Source organism: Shinella sp. WSC3-e, from assembly GCF_945994535.1.
Taxonomy (GTDB): Bacteria; Pseudomonadota; Alphaproteobacteria; order Rhizobiales; family Rhizobiaceae; genus Shinella; species Shinella yambaruensis.
In genome coordinates, this window is sequence record NZ_OZ000530.1 from 3,120,126 (window position 1) to 3,140,429 (window position 20,304).

Consider the following 20,304-nt stretch of genomic DNA (forward strand, 5'->3'; position numbering starts at 1 on the left):
CACGTAATCCAGCACTATGCACGCCGTTTGGATGGTTAGGCCAAGCCCGGCCATGACGAAAAGAGAGGGCGTACCGTGAAGCAGGAAAGCGCGAAAGGCCGAGCGGCCAAACTCCATCAACTCGCCAAATATCTCTTGACAGATTTGGAACGATCCAATTATTTAGCTTCAGCAAGCGGCCGGAATGAACGCCGCGCAGGGAGGAAGACCGTGAACAAGAGCCGGGTGACCGTCGTCGATATTGCGCGCGCCGCCGGCGTGTCGAAGTCGACCGTCTCGCTCGTGCTGCAGGCAAGCCCCCTGGTGAACGAGGCGACCCGCGCCAAAGTGAACGCCGTCATCCGCGAACTCGGCTATGTCTACAATCGCGGCGCGGCGAACCTGCGCCAGTCCGCCTCCTCGCGGATCATCGGCATCATCGTCAACGACCTTACCAACTCCTTCTTCGCCGAGCTTGCCGTCGGCATGGACATGGTCATGCAGTCGGCCGGCTACGTGCAGTTCCTGTCGAACTCCGCCGAAAGCGTCGACCGCCAGCGCGAGGTCATCGCCTCCATGCGCGAGCACGGCATTGCCGGCCTCATCCTGTCGCCCGCCCGCGGCACGGAGGCGGGCGACCTGAAGCCGCTCGCCGCCAGCGGCATCCCGGTCGTCGCCGTGGTGCGCAACGTCGTCGGCGCCAAGGTCTCGACGCTGTTCTCCGACAATTATGCCGGCGCGAAGGATGCCGTGCGGCACCTCGTCTCGCTCGGCCACACCCGCATCGCCTTCCTCGGCGGCATCGCCAACACCACGGTCTTCACCGAACGCGTCGAGGGCTGGAGGGATGCGCTTTCGGAAGCGGGGCTTGCAGCGCCGGACCGGCTCGTCATCGGCACGGCGGCCTCGCGCGCCGGCGGCGTTGCCGCCATCGAGCGTGCGCTGCTTCTGCCCGAGGCGCCGACCGCCGCGCTCTGCTTCAACGATGCCGCCGCCTTCGGCGTGTGCGACGGCCTGCGCGCCGCCGGCAAGGAGCCGGGCCGCGACTTCGCCGTGGTGGGTTTCGACGACGTGATCGAGGCCGAAACCGCCGTGCCGGCGCTGACGACGGTCTCCGTCGACCCACAGGGCATGGGCCGGCGCGCGGCGCAACTCTTGCTGAAACAGATCAATGCCGGCCGGGTGGAGCCCGAGACCATCGTCAGCTCCGTGCGCCTCGTCGTGCGCCAGAGCTGCGGTGCCGGCCAGACGGACAGGACGAGGAGGATTTCCGCATGACAAACTGGGGTTTGATCGGCGCAAGCACGATCGCGAAGGAATGGGTGATCGGCGCGATCCGCGCGACGGGCGGCGAGGTCGTTTCCGTGATGAGCACGAGCGCCGAGCGCGGCCGCGCCTATGCGGATGAACAGCGCATCGCAAACTCGGTCACGGCGCTTGCCGATCTGCTCGACGACCCCAAGATCGACGCCGTCTACATCTCGACGACGAACGAGCTGCACCGCGACCAGGCCCTCGCCGCGGCGAAGGCGGGCAAGCACGTCCTGTGCGAAAAGCCGCTTGCCCTTTCGCTCGACGATGCCCGCGCCATGATCGCGGCGGCAGAGGCGGCCGGCATCGTGCTGGCGACGAACCACCACCTGCGCAACGCCGCGACGCACCGGGCAATGCGCGAGGCCATCAAGGCCGGCCGCATCGGCAGGCCGCTGTCGGCCCGTGTTTTCCACGCGGTCTACCTGCCGCCGCACCTGCAGGGCTGGCGGCTCGACAAACCGGAGGCCGGCGGCGGCGTCATCCTCGACATCACTGTGCACGATGCCGACACGCTGCGTTTCGTGCTCGACGACGATCCGGTGGAGGCTATCGCCTTCTCGCAGGCCGGCGGCATGGGCAAGGCCGGGCTGGAGGATGCCGTGATGGGCGTGTTGCGCTTCGGCTCCGGCACGATCGCACAGTTCCACGACGGCTTCACCACGAAATTCGCCGAAACCGGCCTCGAAGTCCATGGCACGGAGGGCTCCCTCATCGGCCGCAATGTCATGACGCAGCGCCCCACCGGCACGGTGACGCTCCGGGATGCCGACGGCGAGCACGAGCTGCCGCTCGACCATCGCAACCTCTACGAGACCACCCTTGCCGCCTTCCACGCCGCCATTGCCGGCAAGGGAACGCCCTCCGCCACCGGCAAGGATGGCGTCTGGTCGCTGGCGACGGGCCTTGCCGTCGTCGAGGCGGCCCGCACGGGCCAAGCGGTCCGCATCGAACCGGGACTGTGAGCCCCATGAGCAAGCACATCACCCCGCGCGAGGCGGCAGGCCTGATCCCCGACGGCGCCGTCGTCTCGGTCTCCTCCTCCTCCGGCCTCGGCTGCCCGGACCTGATGCTGAAGGCGATCGGCGAACGTTTCGACGAGACGGGCCATCCGAAGAACCTGACGACGCTGCACCCCATCGCCGCCGGCGACATGAGCGGCATCAAGGGTGTCGACTACATCGCCAGGAAAGGTCTCTTGAAGACGATCATCGGCGGCTCCTATCCGTCCGGCCCCTCCTCCTCCGAACCGCCGCTCATCTGGCAGATGATCGGTTCGAACGAGGTCGCCGCCTACAACATCCCCTCCGGCATCCTCTTCGACATGCACCGCGAGGCGGCCGCCAAGCGCCCCGGCGTCATCACCAAGGTCGGCCTGGAGACCTTCGTCGACCCGAGCCGCGAGGGCTGCGCGATGAACGAAGCCGCGGCGAACGAACCGGTGGTGGAGAAGATCACCTTCGCCGGCGAGGAATGGCTCTACTTCAAGGCGATCGCGCCTCACGTGGCGATCATCCGCGCCACCACCGCCGACGAGCGCGGCAACCTCACCTATGAGCACGAGGGCGCCACCCTCGGCGGGCTCGACCAGGCGCTCGCCGCCCGCAACAATGGCGGCATCGTCATCGCACAGGTCAAGCGCATCACCAAGGACGGCTCGCTGAAACCGCACGACGTGCGCGTGCCCGGCGTGCTGGTGGATTACATCGTGGTCGATCCGGACCAGAAGCAGACGACGCAGACGCTCTACGACCCCGCCATTTCAGGCGAGATCTTCCGTCCGCTCGACAGTTTCCGCGTGCCGGAATTTAACATCCAGAAGGTTATTGCCCGCCGCGTGGCAGAGGAGCTGGAGACCGGCAGCGCCGTCAATCTCGGCTTCGGCATCTCCGCCAACGTGCCGCGCATCCTGCTGGAAGAAGGCCTGCACGGCGCCGTCACCTGGGTGATCGAGCAGGGCGCCGTCGGCGGCGTGCCGCTGCTCGACTTCGCCTTCGGCTGCGCCTCGAACGCCGATGCCTTCATGCCCTCGCCCTACCAGTTCACCTATTTCCAGGGCGCCGGCTTCGATGCCTCGCTGCTCTCCTTCCTGGAAATCGGCAGGGACGGCTCGGTGAACGTCTCGAAACTCTCCTTCCGTCCGCATGTGACGGCGGGGGCCGGCGGCTTCGTCGACATCACGGCGCGGGCGAAGAAGATCGTCTTCTCCGGCATGTTCAACGCCGGCGCCAGGCTTGCCATCGCGGATGGAAAGCTCGTCATCGAGAAGGAAGGCAAGCTTAAGAAGCTGGTCAATGCCGTCGAGCATGTCACCTTTTCCGGCCCGCGCGGCGTCGCGCAGGGGCAGGACATCACCTATGTCACCGAGCGCTGCGTCATGAAGCTGACGCCCGACGGCATCGTGCTCACCGAGATCGCGCCCGGCGTCGATCTCAAGACGCATATCCTCGACCAGTCGGAATTCGCGCTGATCGTTTCGCCCGACCTCAAGGTGATGGACGCAAAGCTCTTCACCGATGCGCCGATCGGCCTCACGCTGCCTGAAAAGGCGCCGCGCACGCTGGCGGGAGCCGTCCATGGCTGAGCCGCGCATCCGCATCGATATCGAAGGTTCTCTCGCGACGATCACCGTCGCGCGGCCGGAAAAGCTGAACGCCTTCGACATCGACATGCTGAAGGAGCTTTCGGCGGCCTGCGACACGGTCGAGGCGAATGCCGCTGTGCGTGTCGCCATCCTCACCGGCGAAGGCAAGGCCTTCTCCGCCGGCGGCGATATCCGCGCCTGGGCCGGCATGGAGCCGAACGAATTCGGCCATGCCTGGGTGCGCTTCGGCCACCGCGTCTTCGAACGGCTGGCGACGCTGCGCATGCCGCTGATCGCCGCTATCAACGGCCATGCGCTCGGCGGCGGGCTGGAGCTCGCGGCGGCGGCGGATATCCGCATCGCGGAGGCCCAGGTGAAGATCGGTCTGCCGGAGGCCGGCCTCGGCATGGTGCCCGGCTGGTCCGGCACGCAGCGGCTGGTGAAGCGTTTCGGCGCACAGGCGGTGCGCCGCATGCTGCTCGGCGGCGAGGTGCTGACGGCGGCGGAAGCCGCAACGCTCGGCATCGTCGATCAGGTGGTGGAAACCGGGACAGCCGTGCAGGCGGCCAAGACCTATGCCGCGCGCATCGTGGCCCGCGGGCCGGCGGCAACGGAAATTTCCAAGCTGATGATCGCGGTGGCGAACGGCGAGGACAATGGCGCGGCGGTGGAGACGCTCGGCTCGATCCTCGTCGCCAAGACCGGGGACCTCAAGGAAGGCGTCGCCGCCTTCACGGGCAAGCGCCCCGCTGATTTCAAGGGAGAATGGTGATGACCGCGCATGTGAAACCCAAGGCGCTGGAAAACTTCAAGGCACGCGATTTCCGCATGCTGATCGACGGCACGTGGACGGAGGGCGCCGGCCAGCCGATCGAGCGCATCGCGCCCGGCCACGGCATCGTCGTCAGCCGCTATCCGGCCGGTAGCAAGGCCGATGCCGAACGCGCCATCGCCGCCGCGCGCAAGGCCTTCGACGACGGACCATGGCCGTCCATGACCGGCGCCGAGCGTTCCAACATCCTCCTGAAGGCCGCCGACCTCATCGCCGCCCGCGCGGACGAGCTCGCCTTCCTCGACTGCATCGAAAGCGGCAAGCCGATCAGCCAGGCGAAGGGCGAACTCGGCGGCGCGATCGACATCTGGCGCTACGCCGCGGCGCTCGCCCGCGATCTTCACGGCGAAAGCTACAACACGCTCGGCGAAGGCACGCTCGGCGTCGTGCTGCGCGAGGCGATCGGCGTCGTGTCGATCATCACGCCGTGGAATTTCCCCTTCCTGATCGTAAGCCAGAAATTACCTTTTGCGCTCGCCGCCGGCTGCACGACGGTGGTCAAGCCGTCCGAGCTCACCTCGGGTTCGACGCTCCTCCTCGGAGAGATCCTTATCGAGGCCGGCGTGCCCGCAGGCGTCGTTAACATCGTCACCGGCACCGGCCCGGAGGTCGGCGCGCCGATGACGACGCACCCGGATGTCGACATGGTCTCCTTCACGGGCTCGACCGGCGTCGGTCGCCTGACCATGGCCAATGCGGCGCAGACGTTGAAGAAGGTGTCGCTCGAACTCGGCGGCAAGAACCCGCAAATCGTCTTCCCCGACGCCGATCTCGACGCCTTCGTCGACGCCGCCGTCTTCGGCGCCTATTTCAACGCCGGCGAATGCTGCAATGCCGGCTCGCGGCTGATCCTGCACACATCGATTGCGGCCGACGTGACGGCCCGCATCGCGGACCTGGCGAAGACGGTGAAGGTCGGCGATCCGCTCGATCCGACGACACAGGTCGGCGCGATCATCACGCCGCAGCACCTCGCAAAGATCGGTGCCTATGTCGATGGTGCCGCCAAGGCCGGCGCTTCGGTGGCGCTTGGCGGCGCCGCGCTCGATCTCGGCCTCGGCCAGTTCATGGCCCCGACCATCCTTTCGGGCGTCCGGCCCGACATGGCCGTCGCCCGTGAGGAAGTGTTCGGCCCGGTGCTTTCGGTTCTGACCTTCGAGACGACGGAAGAGGCGATCCGCATCGCCAATGCCATCGACTACGGCCTTTCGGCCGGCGTCTGGAGCCGGGACTTCGACACCTGCCTCACCATCGGCCGCAAGGTGCGCGCCGGCACGATCTGGATGAACACCTTCATGGACGGCGCTTCGGAGCTGCCCTTCGGCGGTTATCGCCAGTCCGGCCTCGGCCGAGAGCTCGGCCGCCATGCGGTGGAGGATTATACGGAGACCAAGACGCTCAACATGCATATCGGCACGCGCACCGGCTGGTGGATGCCGCGATGAGCCACGCTTTCCCGACAACCATGGCTGGGACCGGCGCTGCCGTCCGCTCAGGGCGTCGGGAAGCTGAGTTGCGGGCTCTGCAGGATGGTGAGATCCTCGATGGGCTCGCCGCCGATGCGCTTCAGCAGCAGCCGGCCCATCGCCTCGCCGGCCGCCGTCAGGTCCTCGTAGATCGTCTCGACCTTCGGCTGGATCTGGCTGAGCAGCCGCGACGTCTGCTTGGCGACGATGTCGTATTCGCCGCCGAGCGAAAGGCCCCGATCGCTCATGCCGGTGATCGTGGCGAGCGCCGAGACTTCGCCGGGACAGGCGAAACCGTCGGGCGGATCGGGCTCGGCGCTGCGGCGGCGCACATAGTCGCGGATCATGTCGGCGGGGCTGTCGAGATCGAGCGCCTCGGGAATCTCGTAGGCGGCGCCGGCCTCGCGCACGGCGGTCATGAAACCGTGCAGCATGTGCTGGTAGAAGGTGAGGCGCCGGGGCGGCAGGATGATCGTCACCTTGCGCCGGCCCTTGACGATCAGCCGTCTTGTGGCCGCATAGGCGAAGGCGAAATTGTCGTAGTCGACGAAGGCGTGCGGAGTGGAAAATTCCGTGCGGCCGTGGGTGACGAAGGGAAAGCCGTTTTCCAGCAGCAGCCGCACGCGCGGATCGAAGGGTTCCGTGCGCGAGAAAATGAGGCCGTCGGCCATGCCGTTGCGGATGATGTAGTTGACGGCATCGACATTGCTGCCGTCGAGGAAATTCGGCGTGACGATGAGGTGGTAGGCGGTGCCCTGAAGGGCGCGCGCCAGGCCATGCATGATGGACGTGCCGAAGCCCAGGATCTCCTCGTGCGGATCGAGCAGGACGGACACGACATTGGTGCGGCCGGTCTTGAGGCGCTGGGCGGCACGGTCCGGCAGGTAGCCGATCTCAGCGGCGACCTCGTGCACGCGCCGGCGCGTCGTCTCGGAGATCTGCGGCGCGTTGCCGAGCGCGCGGGAGACCGTGGTGATCGCAAGGCCGGTGATTTCCGCAATCGTCTTCAGCGTCGGCTTGCCGGTTCGAAGCGCGTTGCGGGCGGGGTCACTGTCGGCGGGCTTTTCGATGCGGGACACGGGTGCGGTTCTTCGGATGGCGGCAGGCGATATGCGGCACCATACCGGCGAGCCCCGTCTTCGGCAATCTTGCGCCGCACAGAATTTAAAACGATTTCAGTGCGCTGCACAATGCCGCGCGAGCTGTGCCGATCACCCGGATTTCCGGAATTTACTGCATTTGCAAAAGCATGCCCGAGGATGGGTGGCATGTGCTTGACTCCGCAAATTTACAACGTTTTAAATTGGCTCGGCGCTTTGAGCCGCAGATGAACCATCGGCGGGAGGAGGCTCTCGCCCTTCGAACTTGCAAACGGGAGGAATACGATGCGCAAGTTTCTGACGACCACCGCGATCGCCGCGGTGATGATGACGATGGGCGGCCTGTCCGCCAAGGCCGCGGAAGGCGTGGAAGTCCTGCACTGGTGGACCTCGGGCGGTGAAGCCGCCGCGCTCGACGTGCTCAAGAAGGACCTCGAATCCAAGGGCATCTCCTGGACCGACATGCCGGTCGCCGGCGGCGGCGGCACGGAAGCCATGACGGTGCTGCGCGCCCGCGTCACAGCCGGCAACGCGCCGACCGCGGTGCAGATGCTCGGCTTCGACATTCTCGACTGGGCCAAGGAAGGCGCGCTCGGCAATCTCGATGAGATCGCCGCCAAGGAAGGCTGGGACACGGTGATCCCGACCGCCCTGCAGCAGTTCTCCAAGTATGACGGCCACTGGATCGCCGCGCCCGTCAACGTGCACTCGACGAACTGGGTGTGGGTCAACAAGGCCGCGCTCGACGCTGCCGGCGGCAAGGAGCCGGCGAACTGGGACGAACTGGTCGCCCTGCTCGACAAGTTCAAGGAACAGGGCATCACGCCGGTCGCCCATGGCGGCCAGCCGTGGCAGGACGCGACGATCTTCGACGCGGTCGTGCTCTCCTTCGGCAACGATTTCTACAAGAAGGCCTTCATCGACCTCGATCCGGAAACGCTGGGCAGCGCCCAGATGAAGGAAGCCTTCGACCGCATGACGAAGCTGCGCTCCTACGTGGACGACAACTTCTCCGGCCGTGACTGGAACCTGGCTTCCGCCATGGTCATCGAGGGCAAGGCCGGCGTGCAGTTCATGGGCGACTGGGCGAAGGGCGAATTCATCAAGGCCGGCAAGAAGCCCGGCACGGACTTCGTCTGCATGCGCTTCCCGGGCACGCAGGGCTCCGTCACCTTCAACTCCGACCAGTTCGCGATGTTCAAGGTGGCCGAGGACAAGGTCCCGGCGCAGCTGACCATGGCGTCGGCCATCGAGAGCCCGACCTTCCAGTCGGCCTTCAACGTGGTCAAGGGCTCGGCCCCGGCCCGCACGGACGTTCCGGACACGGACTTCGACGATTGCGGCAAGAAGGCGATCAAGGACCTGGCGGAAGCCAACACCAACGGCTCGCTCTTCGGCTCCATGGCCCACGGCCACGCCAACCCGGCTTCGGTCAAGAACGCGATCTACGACGTCGTGACCCGCCAGTTCAACGGCGAGCTTTCCTCCGAGGAAGCCGTCGAGGAGCTGAAGGCTGCCGTCGAGGCCGCGAAGTAAGCGAACGACGCTGCCCCTCACCCCGGCCCTCTCCCCGCAAGCGGGGAGAGGGAGACGGAGAGGTCACGGCATAGTCCTTCTCCCCGCCTGCGGGGAGAAGGTGCCGGCAGGCGGATGAGGGGCGTGCCTCGCCGCCGACAAACACACAATAACGGTGGTAACGACCATGGATAGCCGAAGCCGGCTGCAGGAGCTTCTGCCGAAGCTCGTGCTGGCACCCAGTTTCCTCATCGTGCTCGTCTTCGTCTACGGCTTCATCGCCTATACGGGCTTCCTGTCGCTGACGGACAGCAGGATGCTGCCCTCCTACAATTTCGTGGGACTGAGCAACTATTCCAAGCTCTGGGCGCTGCCGCACTGGTGGCGGGCGATCTCGAACCTTGCGATCTTCGCCTCGCTCTATATCGTCATCTGCTCGGTGCTGGGCCTGGCGCTCGCCATCCTGCTCGACCAGAAGATCCGCGCCGAGGGCATCCTCAGGCCGATCTACCTCTACCCGATGGCACTCTCCTTCATCGTCACGGGCACCGCCTGGAAGTGGTTCCTCGACCCCGGCATCGGCCTTGAGAACACCATGCACCTCTGGGGCTGGGAGAGCTTCGCCTTCAACTGGATCAAGGATCGCAACTACGCCATCTACTGCGTGGTGATCGCCGCCGTCTGGCAGTCCTCAGGCTTCGTCATGGCGATGTTCCTCGCCGGCCTGCGCGGCGTCGACAACGAGATCATCAAGGCCGCGCAGATCGACGGCGCCTCCACCGCCACCATCTACCGGCGCATCATCATTCCGCTGATGCGCCCGGTCTTCCTCTCCGCCTTCGTCGTGCTCGCCCACCTCGCCATCAAGGCCTATGACCTCGTCGTCGCCCTGACCGGCGGCGGTCCCGGCCAGGCGACCGAACTGCCGGCGACCTTCATGTATTCCTATACCTTCACCCGCAACCAGATGGGCATCGGCGCCTCCTCGGCGATCATCATGCTGGTCATGATCTTCTCGATCATCATCCCCTACCTCTATTCCGAGATCCGCGGAGGCAAAGGCCGATGAGCGCGCAAAACCCCGACAACGTCATCTCGCACAACAGGCTGACGCGCGCGCTGATCTACACCGCGCTCATCCTCTTCGCGGTCTACTACCTGCTGCCGCTCTACGTGATGCTGGTGAACTCGCTGAAGCCGCTGGAGGAGATCCGCCAGGGCGGCATGCTGAACCTGCCGCAGGTCTGGACGATCGAGCCCTGGCTGCAGGCCTGGTCGACGGCGCAGATCGGCGTGCAGCCGACGGGGTTGCGCCCGTTCTTCATCAACTCGATCCTGATGGTCGTGCCGGCGGTCGCCATCTCCACCATCATCGGCGCGCTGAACGGCTACGTGCTGACGAAGTGGCAGTTCCGGGGCTCGAACGTCTTCTTCGGCCTGCTTCTCCTCTCCTGCTTCATCCCGTTCCAGATCGTGCTCATCCCGATGGCACGCATCCTCGGCATGCTCGGGCTTGCCGGCTCGCTCTGGGGTCTCATCCTCGTGCACGTCGTCTACGGCATCGGCTTCACGACGCTCTATTTCCGCAACTACTACGAAAACTTCCCGACCGAGCTGGTGCGCGCGGCGCAGATCGACGGCGCAAGCTTCTTCCAGATCTTCTACCGCATCCTGCTGCCGTCCTCCGGCCCGATCATCGTCGTCTCGGTCATCTGGCAGTTCACCAATATCTGGAACGACTTCCTGTTCGGCGCCTCCTTCTCCGGCGCGGCGACAACGCCGATGACCGTGGCGCTCAACAACCTCGTCTCCTCGTCCACCGGCGTGAAGGAATACAACGTGCACTTCGCCGGCGCGATCCTCGCGGCGCTGCCCACCCTCATCGTCTACATCGTCTCCGGACGGTACTTCGTGCGCGGCCTGATGTCCGGCGCCGTGAAAGGATAGTCCCATGTCGTTCCTGAAGATCAGCAACCTGCGCAAATCCTACGGCGCGCTCGAAATCCTGAAGGACATCAACCTGGAGATCGAGCAGGGCGGCTTCCTCGTGCTGGTCGGCCCGTCCGGCTGCGGCAAGTCCACGCTGCTCAACACGATCGCCGGGCTGGAGCCGATCACCTCCGGCGACATCGCCATCGACGGCCGCTCGGTCGCGGGCCTGCACCCTTCCAAGCGCGACATCGCCATGGTGTTCCAGTCCTACGCGCTCTATCCGAACATGACGGTGGCCGGCAACATCGCCTTCGGCATGGAGATCCGCGGCGTGCCGAAGGAGGAGCGCGACAAGGCGATCAAGCAGGTCGCCGACATGCTGCAGATCGGCCATCTTCTCGACCGCAAGCCCGGCCAGCTCTCCGGCGGCCAACGCCAGCGCGTCGCCATGGGCCGCGCGCTGGTGCGCGACCCGAAGCTCTTCCTCTTCGACGAGCCGCTGTCGAACCTCGACGCCAAGTTGCGCGTCGACATGCGCACGGAGATCAAGCGCCTGCATCAGCGCATGAAGACGACGATCGTCTATGTCACGCACGACCAGATCGAGGCGATGACGCTCGCCACCAAGATCGCCGTGCTGAAGGACGGCGTGCTGCAACAATTCGGCTCGCCGGCGGACATCTACAACAATCCCGCCAACACCTTCGTCGCCGACTTCATGGGCTCGCCCGCCATGAACCTGCTCAAGGGCAAGGTGGAGCAGAAGGGATCCGGCCTTGCCGTCTCGCTCGCCCGCCATCAGGCCGAGCCGCTGGTGCTGTCCGTCCCCAACGCACCCGGCAGCCTTTCCGCCTATAGCGGCAAGGACGTGATCTTCGGCATACGCCCCGAGGCGCTGACCGACCCCGACGGCGCGGACCGCAATGCCCGCACGGTGGCCGAGGGCGACTGCCTGATCGAGGTGGTGGAGCCGGCCGGCGCGGATACCTTCGCCGTTACCCATCTCGGCGGCAAGGAGATCGTCGCCCGCCTGCGCGCCGACGTGCGCATCGCCGCCGGCCAGACGGCACGCCTTGCCTTCAACCTCGACAAGGCGGTGTTCTTCGATCCCGCCAGCCAGCTTCGCATATCCTGAGCAAAATCATGACCACGCAGCCGGACATCGTCATCATCGGATCGGGCATCGGCGGTTCCACCATGGCCGCCGCGCTCGCCCCGACGGGCGCGAAAATCGTTATCCTCGAAGCGGGCGATCATCTGCCCGACCGCCCGGAAAACCGCGACCAGCGCGCCATCTTCCAGCGCGGCCATTTCCGCCCGAAGGAGATGTGGTACGAGGCGGACGGCACCGCCTTCAACCCCGGCAACTACTACAATGTCGGCGGCAACTCGAAATTCTACGGTGCCGTGCTGGTGCGCTACCGCCGGGAGGACTTCGAGGAGATGCGCCACCGCGACGGCGTCTCCCCCGCCTGGCCCTTCCCCTATGAAGCGCTGGAGCCGTGGTACTGCGCCGCCGAAAAGCTCTACAACGTCCGCGGCACGCTCGGCGAAGACCCGACCGAACCGCACCATTCCGCACCCTACCCCTTCCCGCCCGTGCCGGACGAGCCTGCCATCGCCGAGGTGCGCGCAAAGATGAAGGCGAACGGCCTGCATCCCTACTCGCTGCCGCTCGGCGTCGACATCGACCGCTGGCTCGCCAAGGCGAAGACGCCGTGGGATGCGCATCCGAACGCCAACGACGGCAAGATGGACGCGGAAAGCGTGGCGCTTGCCGAAGCCCTGAAGCATCCGAATGTCGAACTGCGCACGAATTGCCGGGTCACGCGGCTCGCCACCGCCCCGCACGGCCGCACCATCGCGACGGTGCACTACCAGCGCGGCGACGTGGCGGAGAGCGTTTCGCCGAAACTCGTCATCCTCTCGGCCGGCGCGGTCCAATCCGCCGTGCTGCTGCTGCGCTCCGCCTCGGAAGCCTTCCCCAAGGGGCTCGCCAACAGCTCCGACCAGGTCGGCCGCAATTTCATGAACCACAATTCGAGCGCCGTGATCGGCCTCTCGCCCTTCTACAGGAACACCTCCGTCTACCAGAAGAGTTTCGGCTTCAACGACTATTACCTCTCTGACGGAAACGGCGGCCCGCCACTCGGCAATGTGCAGCTTCTCGGCCGCGTCTCGGGAAAGATCCTGAAGGCCAACATGCCCTCCGTTCCGGAATGGCTGCTGGAACAGGTCGCGTCCCGCGCCATCGATTTCTACGCCATGAGCGAGGACCTGCCGCATCCCGAAAGCCGTATCATGGTCGATCGCGACCGGATCGTCCTGAAATGGACGCGGACCAACTGGCAGGCCCATCTCGATCTCGTCGCCAGGCTCAAGGCTGCGCTGAAGAAGGCGGGCTTTCCCGTCGTGCTCGCCAGAGCCTTCGACAAGCGCACGCCCTCGCACCAATGCGGCACCGTGCGCATCGGCAACGACCCGGCGAGCGCGCCGCTCGACATCTGGTGCCGTGCCTATGACCATCCGAACCTCTTCGTGGTCGACGCCTCCTACCTGCCGACATCGGCCGCGGTGAACCCGGCGCTGACGGTCGCCGCCCAGGCACTGCGCGTCGCCGACCACATCCACTCGAGGGATCTCGCCGCATGACGACCTCCGCACGCTCCGTCGCCATCGTCACCGGCGGCCGCCGCGGCATCGGCTTCGGCATCGCCAGGGCGCTTGCGGCGGAAGGTTTCGACATCGCCATCACCGGCATCGGCGGGAGCGATGCGGCGACCGACACCATGCTCGCCGACCTCGCCACGCTCGGCGCGCGCGCGATCTACCTCAAGGCGGACCTCGCCGATCTCTCGGGCCATGCAGCAACGGTCGCGGCTGTCGAAGACCAGCTCGGCGCCATCGGCTGCCTCGTCAACAATGCCGGGATCGCCTCCGTCGTGCGTGGCGATTTCCTCGATCTCGCACCGGAGAATTTCGACGCGATCGTCGCCACCAACCTGCGCGGCACGGTCTTCTTCACCCAGGCCGTGCTGAAGGCGATGCTGCACTCGAACGAGGCGGCAAGACCGCGCTCGATCATCAACATCACATCCGTCTCGGCCGGCCTCACCTCGCCCGAGCGGCTCGACTATTGCATGACCAAGGCGGGGCTTGCCGCCTTCAGCCAGGGGCTGGCGCTCAGGCTGGCGGAGACGGGCATCTCCGTCTTCGAGATCCGCCCCGGAATCATCCGCTCCGACATGACGGCCGGCGTCTCGGCGAAATACGACACCCTGATTGGCGACGGCCTCGTGCCGATGAAGCGCTGGGGAGAGCCGGACGACATCGGCACCGCCGCGGCCGCGCTGGCGACCGGAAAATTCGCCTTCGCCACCGGCTCGGTGATCAATCTCGACGGCGGGCTGTCGATCGGCCGGCTGTGAACGTCACGGCGCGGGGTTGCCCCTCACCCCGCTCTCTCCCGCAAGCGGGCGAGGGAGACGAGAGGGCACGGCAAACTTCCTTCTCCCCGCTTGCGGGGAGAAGGTGCCGGCAGGCGGATGAGGGGCAATCTCAACCGGCCACGGCACCGAAACATCCTGAGGACCAAGGCATGACCTACGACTACATCATCACCGGCGCGGGACCGGCCGGCTGCGTGCTGGCGAACCGGCTCTCGGAAGATCCTGACGTGCGCGTACTGCTGCTGGAAGCCGGCGGCGGCGACTGGAACCCGCTGTTCCACATGCCGGCGGGATTTGCCAAGATGACCAAGGGCGTCGCCAGCTGGGGCTGGGAGACCGTGCCGCAGAAGCACATGAAGGGCCGCGTGCTGCGCTATACGCAGGCGAAGGTCATCGGTGGCGGCTCCTCGATCAACGCACAGCTCTATACCCGCGGCAACGCCGCCGACTACGACCTCTGGGCCAGCGAGGACGGCTGCGAGGGCTGGAGCTACCGGGAGATCCTGCCCTATTTCAAGCGCGCCGAAGACAACCAGCGCTTCGCCGACGACTACCATGCCTATGGCGGCCCGCTCGGCGTTTCCATGCCGGTCTCGGCCCTGCCGATCTGCGACGCCTATATCCGCGCCGGCCAGGAGCTCGGCATCCCCTACAACCACGACTTCAACGGCCGCCAGCAGGCCGGCGTCGGCTTCTACCAGTTGACGCAACGGAACCGCCGCCGCTCCTCCGCCTCGCTCTCCTATCTCTCGCCGATCCGGGACCGGAAGAACCTCACCATCCGCACCGGCGCCCGTGTCGCCCGCATCGTGCTGGAAGGAACGCGCGCCGTCGGCGTCGAGGTGGCCACGGGCAGTGGCGTCGAGACGATCCGCGCGGATCGCGAGGTGCTGGTCTCGTCGGGGGCCATCGGCTCGCCGAAACTGCTCCAGCAATCCGGCATCGGCCCGGCCGACCACCTGAAATCGGTCGGCGTCCCGGTCAGGCACGACCTGCCGGGTGTCGGCTCCAACCTGCAGGACCATCTCGACCTCTTCGTGATTTCCGAATGCACGGGCGATCACACCTATGACGGCGTGGCGAAACTGCACCGCACGCTCTGGGCCGGCCTGCAATATGTGCTCTTCCGCTCCGGTCCCGTCGCCTCCTCGCTCTTCGAGACGGGCGGCTTCTGGTATGCCGATCCCGATGCGCGCTCACCGGACATCCAGTTCCATCTCGGCCTAGGCTCCGGCATCGAGGCGGGCGTGGAAAGATTGAAGAACGCCGGCGTGACGCTGAATTCGGCCTATCTGCACCCCCGCTCGAAGGGCACGGTGCGCCTTTCCTCCGCCGATCCCGCCGCCGCGCCGCTGATCGACCCGAACTACTGGGAGGACCCGCACGACCGCACAATGTCGATCGAAGGGCTGAAGATCGCCCGCGAGATCATGCAGCAGGCCGCGCTGAAGCCCTATGTAATGGCCGAGCGCCTGCCGGGGCCGAAGGTCGTCACCGACGAGGACCTCATCGACTACGGCTGCGCCAACGCCAAGACCGACCACCACCCGGTCGGCACCTGCAGGATGGGGACGGGAGCCGACGCCGTCGTCGGGCTCGATTTGAAGGTGCACGGGCTTGACGGATTGCGCGTCTGCGACAGTTCCGTCATGCCGCGCGTTCCGTCCTGCAACACCAATGCGCCGACCATCATGGTGGGCGAGAAGGGCGCCGACATCATCCGAGGCCTGCCGGCGCTGCCCGCCCAGGTCTTCCTGCATGAACGCAACGACGCGCGCCCGCGCGCCCGCGCCAACATCCGGTAGGTAGAACCATGATCCGTCATTGCGTCTTCATCCACTTCAAGCCGACCATCTCCGCCGCCTACAAGGCTGAACTCTTCAACGAGATCGACGCCCTGAAGGATCGCCTGCCGGGCATGCTCGCCGTCCATATCGGCGTGAATGTCAGCCCGGAAGCAGGCATGGACAAGGGGTTCAGCGACGGCTTCATCGTCGATTTCGCCGACAGTTTCGCGCGGGACGCCTATCTGGAGGACCCGGAGCACAAGCAGACGGGCGCCCGGCTCGTCACCGCCGCCGAAGGCGGCATCCAGGGCATCCTCGTCTACGACCTCGAAACCGAAGATCGCTAGACCCGTCCCGCCCGGCGCGACAGCACCCGTTCGAGGGCGGAAAAGCCGTCATAGATCAGCACCGCCAGCACGGCAACGACGAGGCCGCCCTGCAGCACGAAGGCGAGGTTGTTCGATTGCAGCCCGGCGATGATCACCTCGCCGAGCGTCTTGGCCGCCACCGTGGAACCGATGGTGGCGGTGGCGAGGCTGATGACGACGGAGAGGCGGATGCCGGCGAGGATGACCGGCAACGCCAGCGGCAGCTCCACCCGGGTAAGCCGCTGCCAGGCGGTCATGCCCGTGCCGCGCGCCGCCTCCGTGACGGCGGGCGGCAGGGTGGAAAGGCCCGTCATGGCATTCTCGAAGATCGGCAGCAGGCCGTAGAGGAAGAGCGCGATCAGCGTCGGCTTCTCGCCGAAGCCCACGGCGGGCACGGCGAGCGCCAGCACCGCGACCGGGGGAAAGGTCTGGCCGATATTCACGAGGCTGCGCGACAGCGGCAGGAATTCCGCGCCGATCGGCCTTGTGACGAGGATGGCGAGCCCGACGGCGACGACGGTCGCGGCGAGCGTCGCGGCGAAGACCGTGGCAAGGTGCGAGAGCGTCAGCGACAGCAGGCTGCCCTGGTTGTAGACGGCCGGCGCATTGGCCTGCACCAGCGGTTTCAGCAAGGGTTCGAAGAGCGCTGGCTGGACGAGAAAGGCTATGAGGACGAGGAGTGCCGCCAGCCGCAGGAGATTGGGCAGGAGCCGTGTCATTGCGGCCTCGCGGCGCGGCGGGCAAGGCCAGCAAGCGTGACGCGGCCGAGCCGGGCGCCATCCGCGCCGACGACCGGCAGGGCCTGCCGGCCGGACCAGAGCAGGGCGGACAGCGCATCGCGCTGGCTGGACGCCGCGGCGATCGGCTCGCCCTCCGCCTCGCCGGCCTCCGCCGCATCCGCGACGGCGCCGATCGACAACAGCCGGAAGGGCCGCTCGCTGGCGCCGATCAGCGTCTCGACGAAATCCGTCGCCGGATTCACCAGCATCTCCTCCGGCGCCGCATATTGCACGATCCTGCCCTTGTCCATGACGGCGATGCGGTCGGCGAGGTGGAAGGCCTCCTCCATGTCATGGGTGACGAGCACGATGGTCGTGCCGAAATGCTTCTGGATCGCCAGCAGGTCATCCTGCGCCTTGGCCCGGATGACCGGGTCGAGCGCGCCGAAAGGTTCGTCCATCAGGAGGATGTTCGGCTCGGCGGCGAGCGCCCGGGCAACGCCGACGCGCTGCTGCTGGCCGCCCGACAGTTCATGCGGATAACGCGGACCAAAGGCGGCGGGATCGAGCTGGAACAGCGACAGCAGCTCCTTCACCTTTGCGGCGATGCGGGATTTCTCCCAGCCGAGCAGGGTCGGCACGGTGGCGATGTTCTCCGCGACGGTGCGGTGCGGGAAAAGGCCGTGGCCCTGGATGGCATAGCCGATGCGGCGGCGCAGCTCGTAGCCGGGGATGGAGCGATTGTCGGCGCCGTCGATCAGGATCGTTCCGGAGGTCGGTTCGACCAGACGGTTGATCATGCGCATCAGCGTCGTCTTGCCGGAACCGGATGTGCCGACGATGACGGTGATCGTGTGCGGCGCGATCGTCATCGAGACGCTGTCCACGACCGCCGTCTCGCCATAGCGCTTGGTAATGCTGTCGATCTCGATCATGCGGCCCTGCCGGGTTTGCGGTTGGAAAGTTCGGTTGCGGCATCGAGCACGATCGCCGCGGCGAAGGCGAGGGCCACGGTCGGCACCGCACCGAGCAGCACGAGGTCCATCGCTGTCTGGCCGATGCCCTGGAAGACGAAGACGCCGAAACCACCCCCGCCGATCAGCGCCGCGATGGTCGCAAGGCCGATATTCTGCACCAGCACGATGCGGATGCCGGTAAGGATGACGGGGAAGGCAAGCGGCAGCTCGACGCGAAAGAGGCGCTGGCCATCCGTCATGCCGATGCCGCGGGCGGCATCATTCGCATCGCGCGGCACGCCGGCAAGACCGACCACCGTGTTGGCGACGACCGGCAGCAGCGAATAAAGGAAGAGCGCGATGAAGGCCGGCGCCGCGCCGATGCCGCGAATGCCAAGCGCCGCGGCCCCCGGCACATGGACGGCGATCCAGCCGAGCGGGGCGATCAGTAGGCCGAAGAGCGCGATCGAGGGGATCGTCTGGATGATGTTCAGCACGTTGAGCACGCCGGCGCGCAGCGCCTCCACCCGGTGGCAGAGGATGCCGAGCGGCAGGCCGACGAGCGTGGCGGCGACAAGCGAGCCGAGCGCCAGGACGACATGGCGGCCCGCTTCCAGCCAGAAGCTGTCGGCCCGGCTGCCATATTCCTTGAGGATCGACAGCCCGTCCCAGGCGCCGGACATCAGAAGCCCCGCGGCAGCCGCGGCGACAGCGGCAAGCAGCGCGACCCGGGCGAGCGGCGAAAGCCGGAGCCGCGCCAGCGCATCGGCCGTCAGCAGCGCGAAGGCAAAGCTCAGCAGCCAGAAGCCGGAGGCTGGCGAGACGCGAGCATAGGTGTTTTCCGACGGCGTGAGGTGGCGGGCGGAAAGGCCGACGAGGATGGCGAGCGCCAGCAAGGCGGCAAGCCCCAGCAGCAGCCGGAAGACCGTCGGCGTCTTCAATACGACGACAACGATGGCGATGACGGCAAAGCCGAGCAGCGTCGCGCCGAGCCCGGCGGGAAGCGCCTCCAGGATGCCCCGCGCCTCGCCGGGCACGATGCGGTTGGCCCGAAAATTGGCGAAAGGCGCCAGAAAGGCGCCATAGGCCAGCAATGCGGCGATCACCACGCCGAGCTTGTCGATCCGGAACGTCATGAACGCCTTTCGAGGAGAGGTCCTCCGCCCGCAGGGGCGGAGGACAACCGCGCCTTACTTGATGAAGCCGTTCTTCTTCAGGAAGTCCTCGGCAACGGCCTTGGCCGGCTCGCCGCCGACCTGGACGCGACCGTTGAGATCCTGCAGCGTCACGAGATCGAGCTTCTCAAAGACGGGCTTCAGGATCTCCTCGATCTGCGGATTGGCCTTCAGCACCGCCTCGCGGATGATCGGCGCCGGCTGATAGACCGGCTGCACGCCCTTGTCATCTTCCAGAACCACGAGGCCCGACGGCGCGATGCCGCCATCCGTGCCATAGACCATGGCGGCATTCGCACCGTTCGTCTGGTTGGCGGCCGCCGCGATCGTCGCGGCCGTATCGCCGCCGGAAAGCGTGATGAGCTGTTCCGGCTTCAAGGTGAAGCTGTAGGTCGTCTGGAAGGCCGGCAACGCCGCGGCCGAGTTCACGAATTCGGAGGAAGCGGCAAGCACCACCTGGCCGCCATCAGCGACATATTTGCCGAAATCGCTCAGGGTCACCAGCTTGTTCGGCTCGGCGACGTCCTTGCGCAGCGCGATCGCCCAGGTGTTGTTGGCAGGGGACGGCGTCAACCAGACGAGCTTGTTGGCGTCGAAATCGAGCGTCTTGGCCAGTTCATAGGCCTTGGCCGCGTCCTTCCAGGCGGGGTCCTCGGCCTTTTCGAAGAAGAAGGCGGCATTGCCGGTATATTCCGGATAGATGTCGATCTCGCCGGCGATGATCGCCTGGCGCACGACCGGCGTCGCGCCGAGCTGCACGCGGTCCGTCGTCTCGATGCCGTTGGCATTCAGCACCGAGAGGATGATGTTGCCGAGCACGCCGCCCTCGGTATCGATCTTCGAGGAGACGACGACCTGGGCCTGGGCAGCACCGGCCGCAAGCCCGAGGGCCAGAGCTGCTCCGAGGAATTTGACGACTGGACGCATGAGATAACCCTTTCGTTCTGTGCGGGAAGCCATGGCGGCATTTTCACCACGTTTGGGAAAGCCAGTCCCGGCAAAGCATTTCATATATGGCAGTCAATCGCAAAAAATAGACTGCGCCGCACCGACAGGACATGCCGTTTGTTGCAACGCTCAAAGCGCTTTCAAGATTGCGCGAAGCGACAGCCTTTTGCAACAGAAACGCGT

General features: G+C 66.3%; 18 protein-coding genes. 13 read left to right on the forward strand and 5 right to left on the reverse strand.

Features of this window, described 5'->3' with window-relative positions:
* Nucleotides 1–210: 210 nt before the first annotated feature.
* From AABF56_RS15495 to AABF56_RS15515, 5 genes are read left to right on the forward strand one after another with little or no spacing between them, the layout of a single operon-like run.
* Entirely contained in the window at nt 211–1,257 is a 1,047-nt protein-coding gene (locus tag AABF56_RS15495; RefSeq protein ID WP_244768186.1) for a LacI family DNA-binding transcriptional regulator, read from the forward strand.
* Nucleotides 1,254–2,255 (forward strand): Gfo/Idh/MocA family protein, encoded by a 1,002-nt coding sequence (locus AABF56_RS15500; RefSeq protein ID WP_272806612.1) that lies wholly within the window; start codon nt 1,254–1,256, stop codon nt 2,253–2,255. The genes AABF56_RS15495 and AABF56_RS15500 overlap by 4 nt, the downstream gene beginning before the upstream one ends.
* A 5-nt stretch (nt 2,256–2,260) precedes the next feature.
* The gene (locus tag AABF56_RS15505) at nt 2,261–3,874 is read left to right on the forward strand and encodes an acyl CoA:acetate/3-ketoacid CoA transferase (protein WP_272806613.1); all 1,614 of its coding nucleotides are present in this window, start codon (nt 2,261–2,263) and stop codon (nt 3,872–3,874) included.
* Nucleotides 3,867–4,646: an enoyl-CoA hydratase/isomerase family protein gene (locus AABF56_RS15510; RefSeq protein WP_272806614.1), complete on the forward strand. Its 780-nt coding sequence runs from the start codon at nt 3,867–3,869 to the stop codon at nt 4,644–4,646. The genes AABF56_RS15505 and AABF56_RS15510 overlap by 8 nt, the downstream gene beginning before the upstream one ends.
* Complete coding sequence (locus tag AABF56_RS15515) at nt 4,646–6,151, forward strand: aldehyde dehydrogenase family protein (RefSeq protein ID WP_272806615.1); 1,506 nt, start codon at nt 4,646–4,648, stop codon at nt 6,149–6,151. Before AABF56_RS15510 ends, AABF56_RS15515 begins: the two co-directional genes overlap by 1 nt.
* 47 nt (nt 6,152–6,198) lie before the next feature.
* Here the strand turns inward: AABF56_RS15515 and AABF56_RS15520 are convergent, their stop codons facing one another.
* Nucleotides 6,199–7,251, reverse strand: coding sequence for a LacI family transcriptional regulator (locus tag AABF56_RS15520; protein ID WP_272806616.1), 1,053 nt, complete (start codon nt 7,249–7,251; stop codon nt 6,199–6,201).
* A gap of 345 nt (nt 7,252–7,596) precedes the next feature.
* Between AABF56_RS15520 and AABF56_RS15525 the strand changes: the two genes are divergently transcribed.
* The 8 genes from AABF56_RS15525 to AABF56_RS15560 all read left to right on the forward strand — a co-directional run bounded on the left by AABF56_RS15525 (nt 7,597) and on the right by AABF56_RS15560 (nt 16,302).
* Complete coding sequence (locus AABF56_RS15525; protein WP_244768492.1) at nt 7,597–8,808, forward strand: ABC transporter substrate-binding protein; 1,212 nt, start codon at nt 7,597–7,599, stop codon at nt 8,806–8,808.
* Between the two features lie 166 nt (nt 8,809–8,974).
* On the forward strand, nt 8,975–9,856 hold the full coding sequence (locus AABF56_RS15530) for a carbohydrate ABC transporter permease (protein ID WP_244768180.1): 882 nt from the start codon (nt 8,975–8,977) through the stop codon (nt 9,854–9,856).
* Nucleotides 9,853–10,734, forward strand: a complete 882-nt coding sequence (locus AABF56_RS15535; RefSeq protein ID WP_272806617.1) for a carbohydrate ABC transporter permease — start codon at nt 9,853–9,855, stop codon at nt 10,732–10,734. The genes AABF56_RS15530 and AABF56_RS15535 overlap by 4 nt, the downstream gene beginning before the upstream one ends.
* A gap of 4 nt (nt 10,735–10,738) precedes the next feature.
* A complete protein-coding gene (locus AABF56_RS15540; RefSeq protein WP_272806618.1) occupies nt 10,739–11,854 on the forward strand; it encodes an ABC transporter ATP-binding protein in 1,116 nt (371 codons plus the stop codon).
* 8 nt (nt 11,855–11,862) lie between these two features.
* Nucleotides 11,863–13,371, forward strand: a complete 1,509-nt coding sequence (locus tag AABF56_RS15545; RefSeq protein ID WP_272806619.1) for a GMC oxidoreductase — start codon at nt 11,863–11,865, stop codon at nt 13,369–13,371.
* Nucleotides 13,368–14,147: a 3-ketoacyl-ACP reductase gene (locus tag AABF56_RS15550; RefSeq protein ID WP_272806620.1), complete on the forward strand. Its 780-nt coding sequence runs from the start codon at nt 13,368–13,370 to the stop codon at nt 14,145–14,147. Before AABF56_RS15545 ends, AABF56_RS15550 begins: the two co-directional genes overlap by 4 nt.
* 170 nt (nt 14,148–14,317) lie before the next feature.
* Entirely contained in the window at nt 14,318–15,973 is a 1,656-nt protein-coding gene (locus AABF56_RS15555; RefSeq protein WP_272806621.1) for a GMC family oxidoreductase, read from the forward strand.
* An 8-nt stretch (nt 15,974–15,981) separates the two neighbouring features.
* Nucleotides 15,982–16,302 (forward strand): Dabb family protein, encoded by a 321-nt coding sequence (locus AABF56_RS15560; protein ID WP_244768174.1) that lies wholly within the window; start codon nt 15,982–15,984, stop codon nt 16,300–16,302.
* On the opposite strand, the gene AABF56_RS15565 is transcribed toward AABF56_RS15560, so the two are convergent.
* Genes AABF56_RS15565 through osmF form a run of 4 tightly spaced genes read right to left on the reverse strand, consistent with a single transcriptional unit; the run spans nt 16,299 to nt 20,100 of the window.
* On the reverse strand, nt 16,299–17,042 hold the full coding sequence (locus AABF56_RS15565) for an ABC transporter permease (protein ID WP_272806622.1): 744 nt from the start codon (nt 17,040–17,042) through the stop codon (nt 16,299–16,301). The two genes, AABF56_RS15560 and AABF56_RS15565, sit on opposite strands and share 4 nt — an antisense overlap.
* Complete coding sequence (locus AABF56_RS15570; RefSeq protein ID WP_272806623.1) at nt 17,039–17,977, reverse strand: ABC transporter ATP-binding protein; 939 nt, start codon at nt 17,975–17,977, stop codon at nt 17,039–17,041. The genes AABF56_RS15565 and AABF56_RS15570 overlap by 4 nt, the downstream gene beginning before the upstream one ends.
* Complete coding sequence (locus tag AABF56_RS15575) at nt 17,974–19,134, reverse strand: ABC transporter permease (protein WP_272806624.1); 1,161 nt, start codon at nt 19,132–19,134, stop codon at nt 17,974–17,976. The genes AABF56_RS15570 and AABF56_RS15575 overlap by 4 nt, the downstream gene beginning before the upstream one ends.
* A gap of 54 nt (nt 19,135–19,188) precedes the next feature.
* Nucleotides 19,189–20,100, reverse strand: coding sequence for a glycine betaine ABC transporter substrate-binding protein OsmF (gene osmF, locus AABF56_RS15580; RefSeq protein WP_272806625.1), 912 nt, complete (start codon nt 20,098–20,100; stop codon nt 19,189–19,191).
* Between the last annotated feature and the right edge of the window lie 204 nt (nt 20,101–20,304).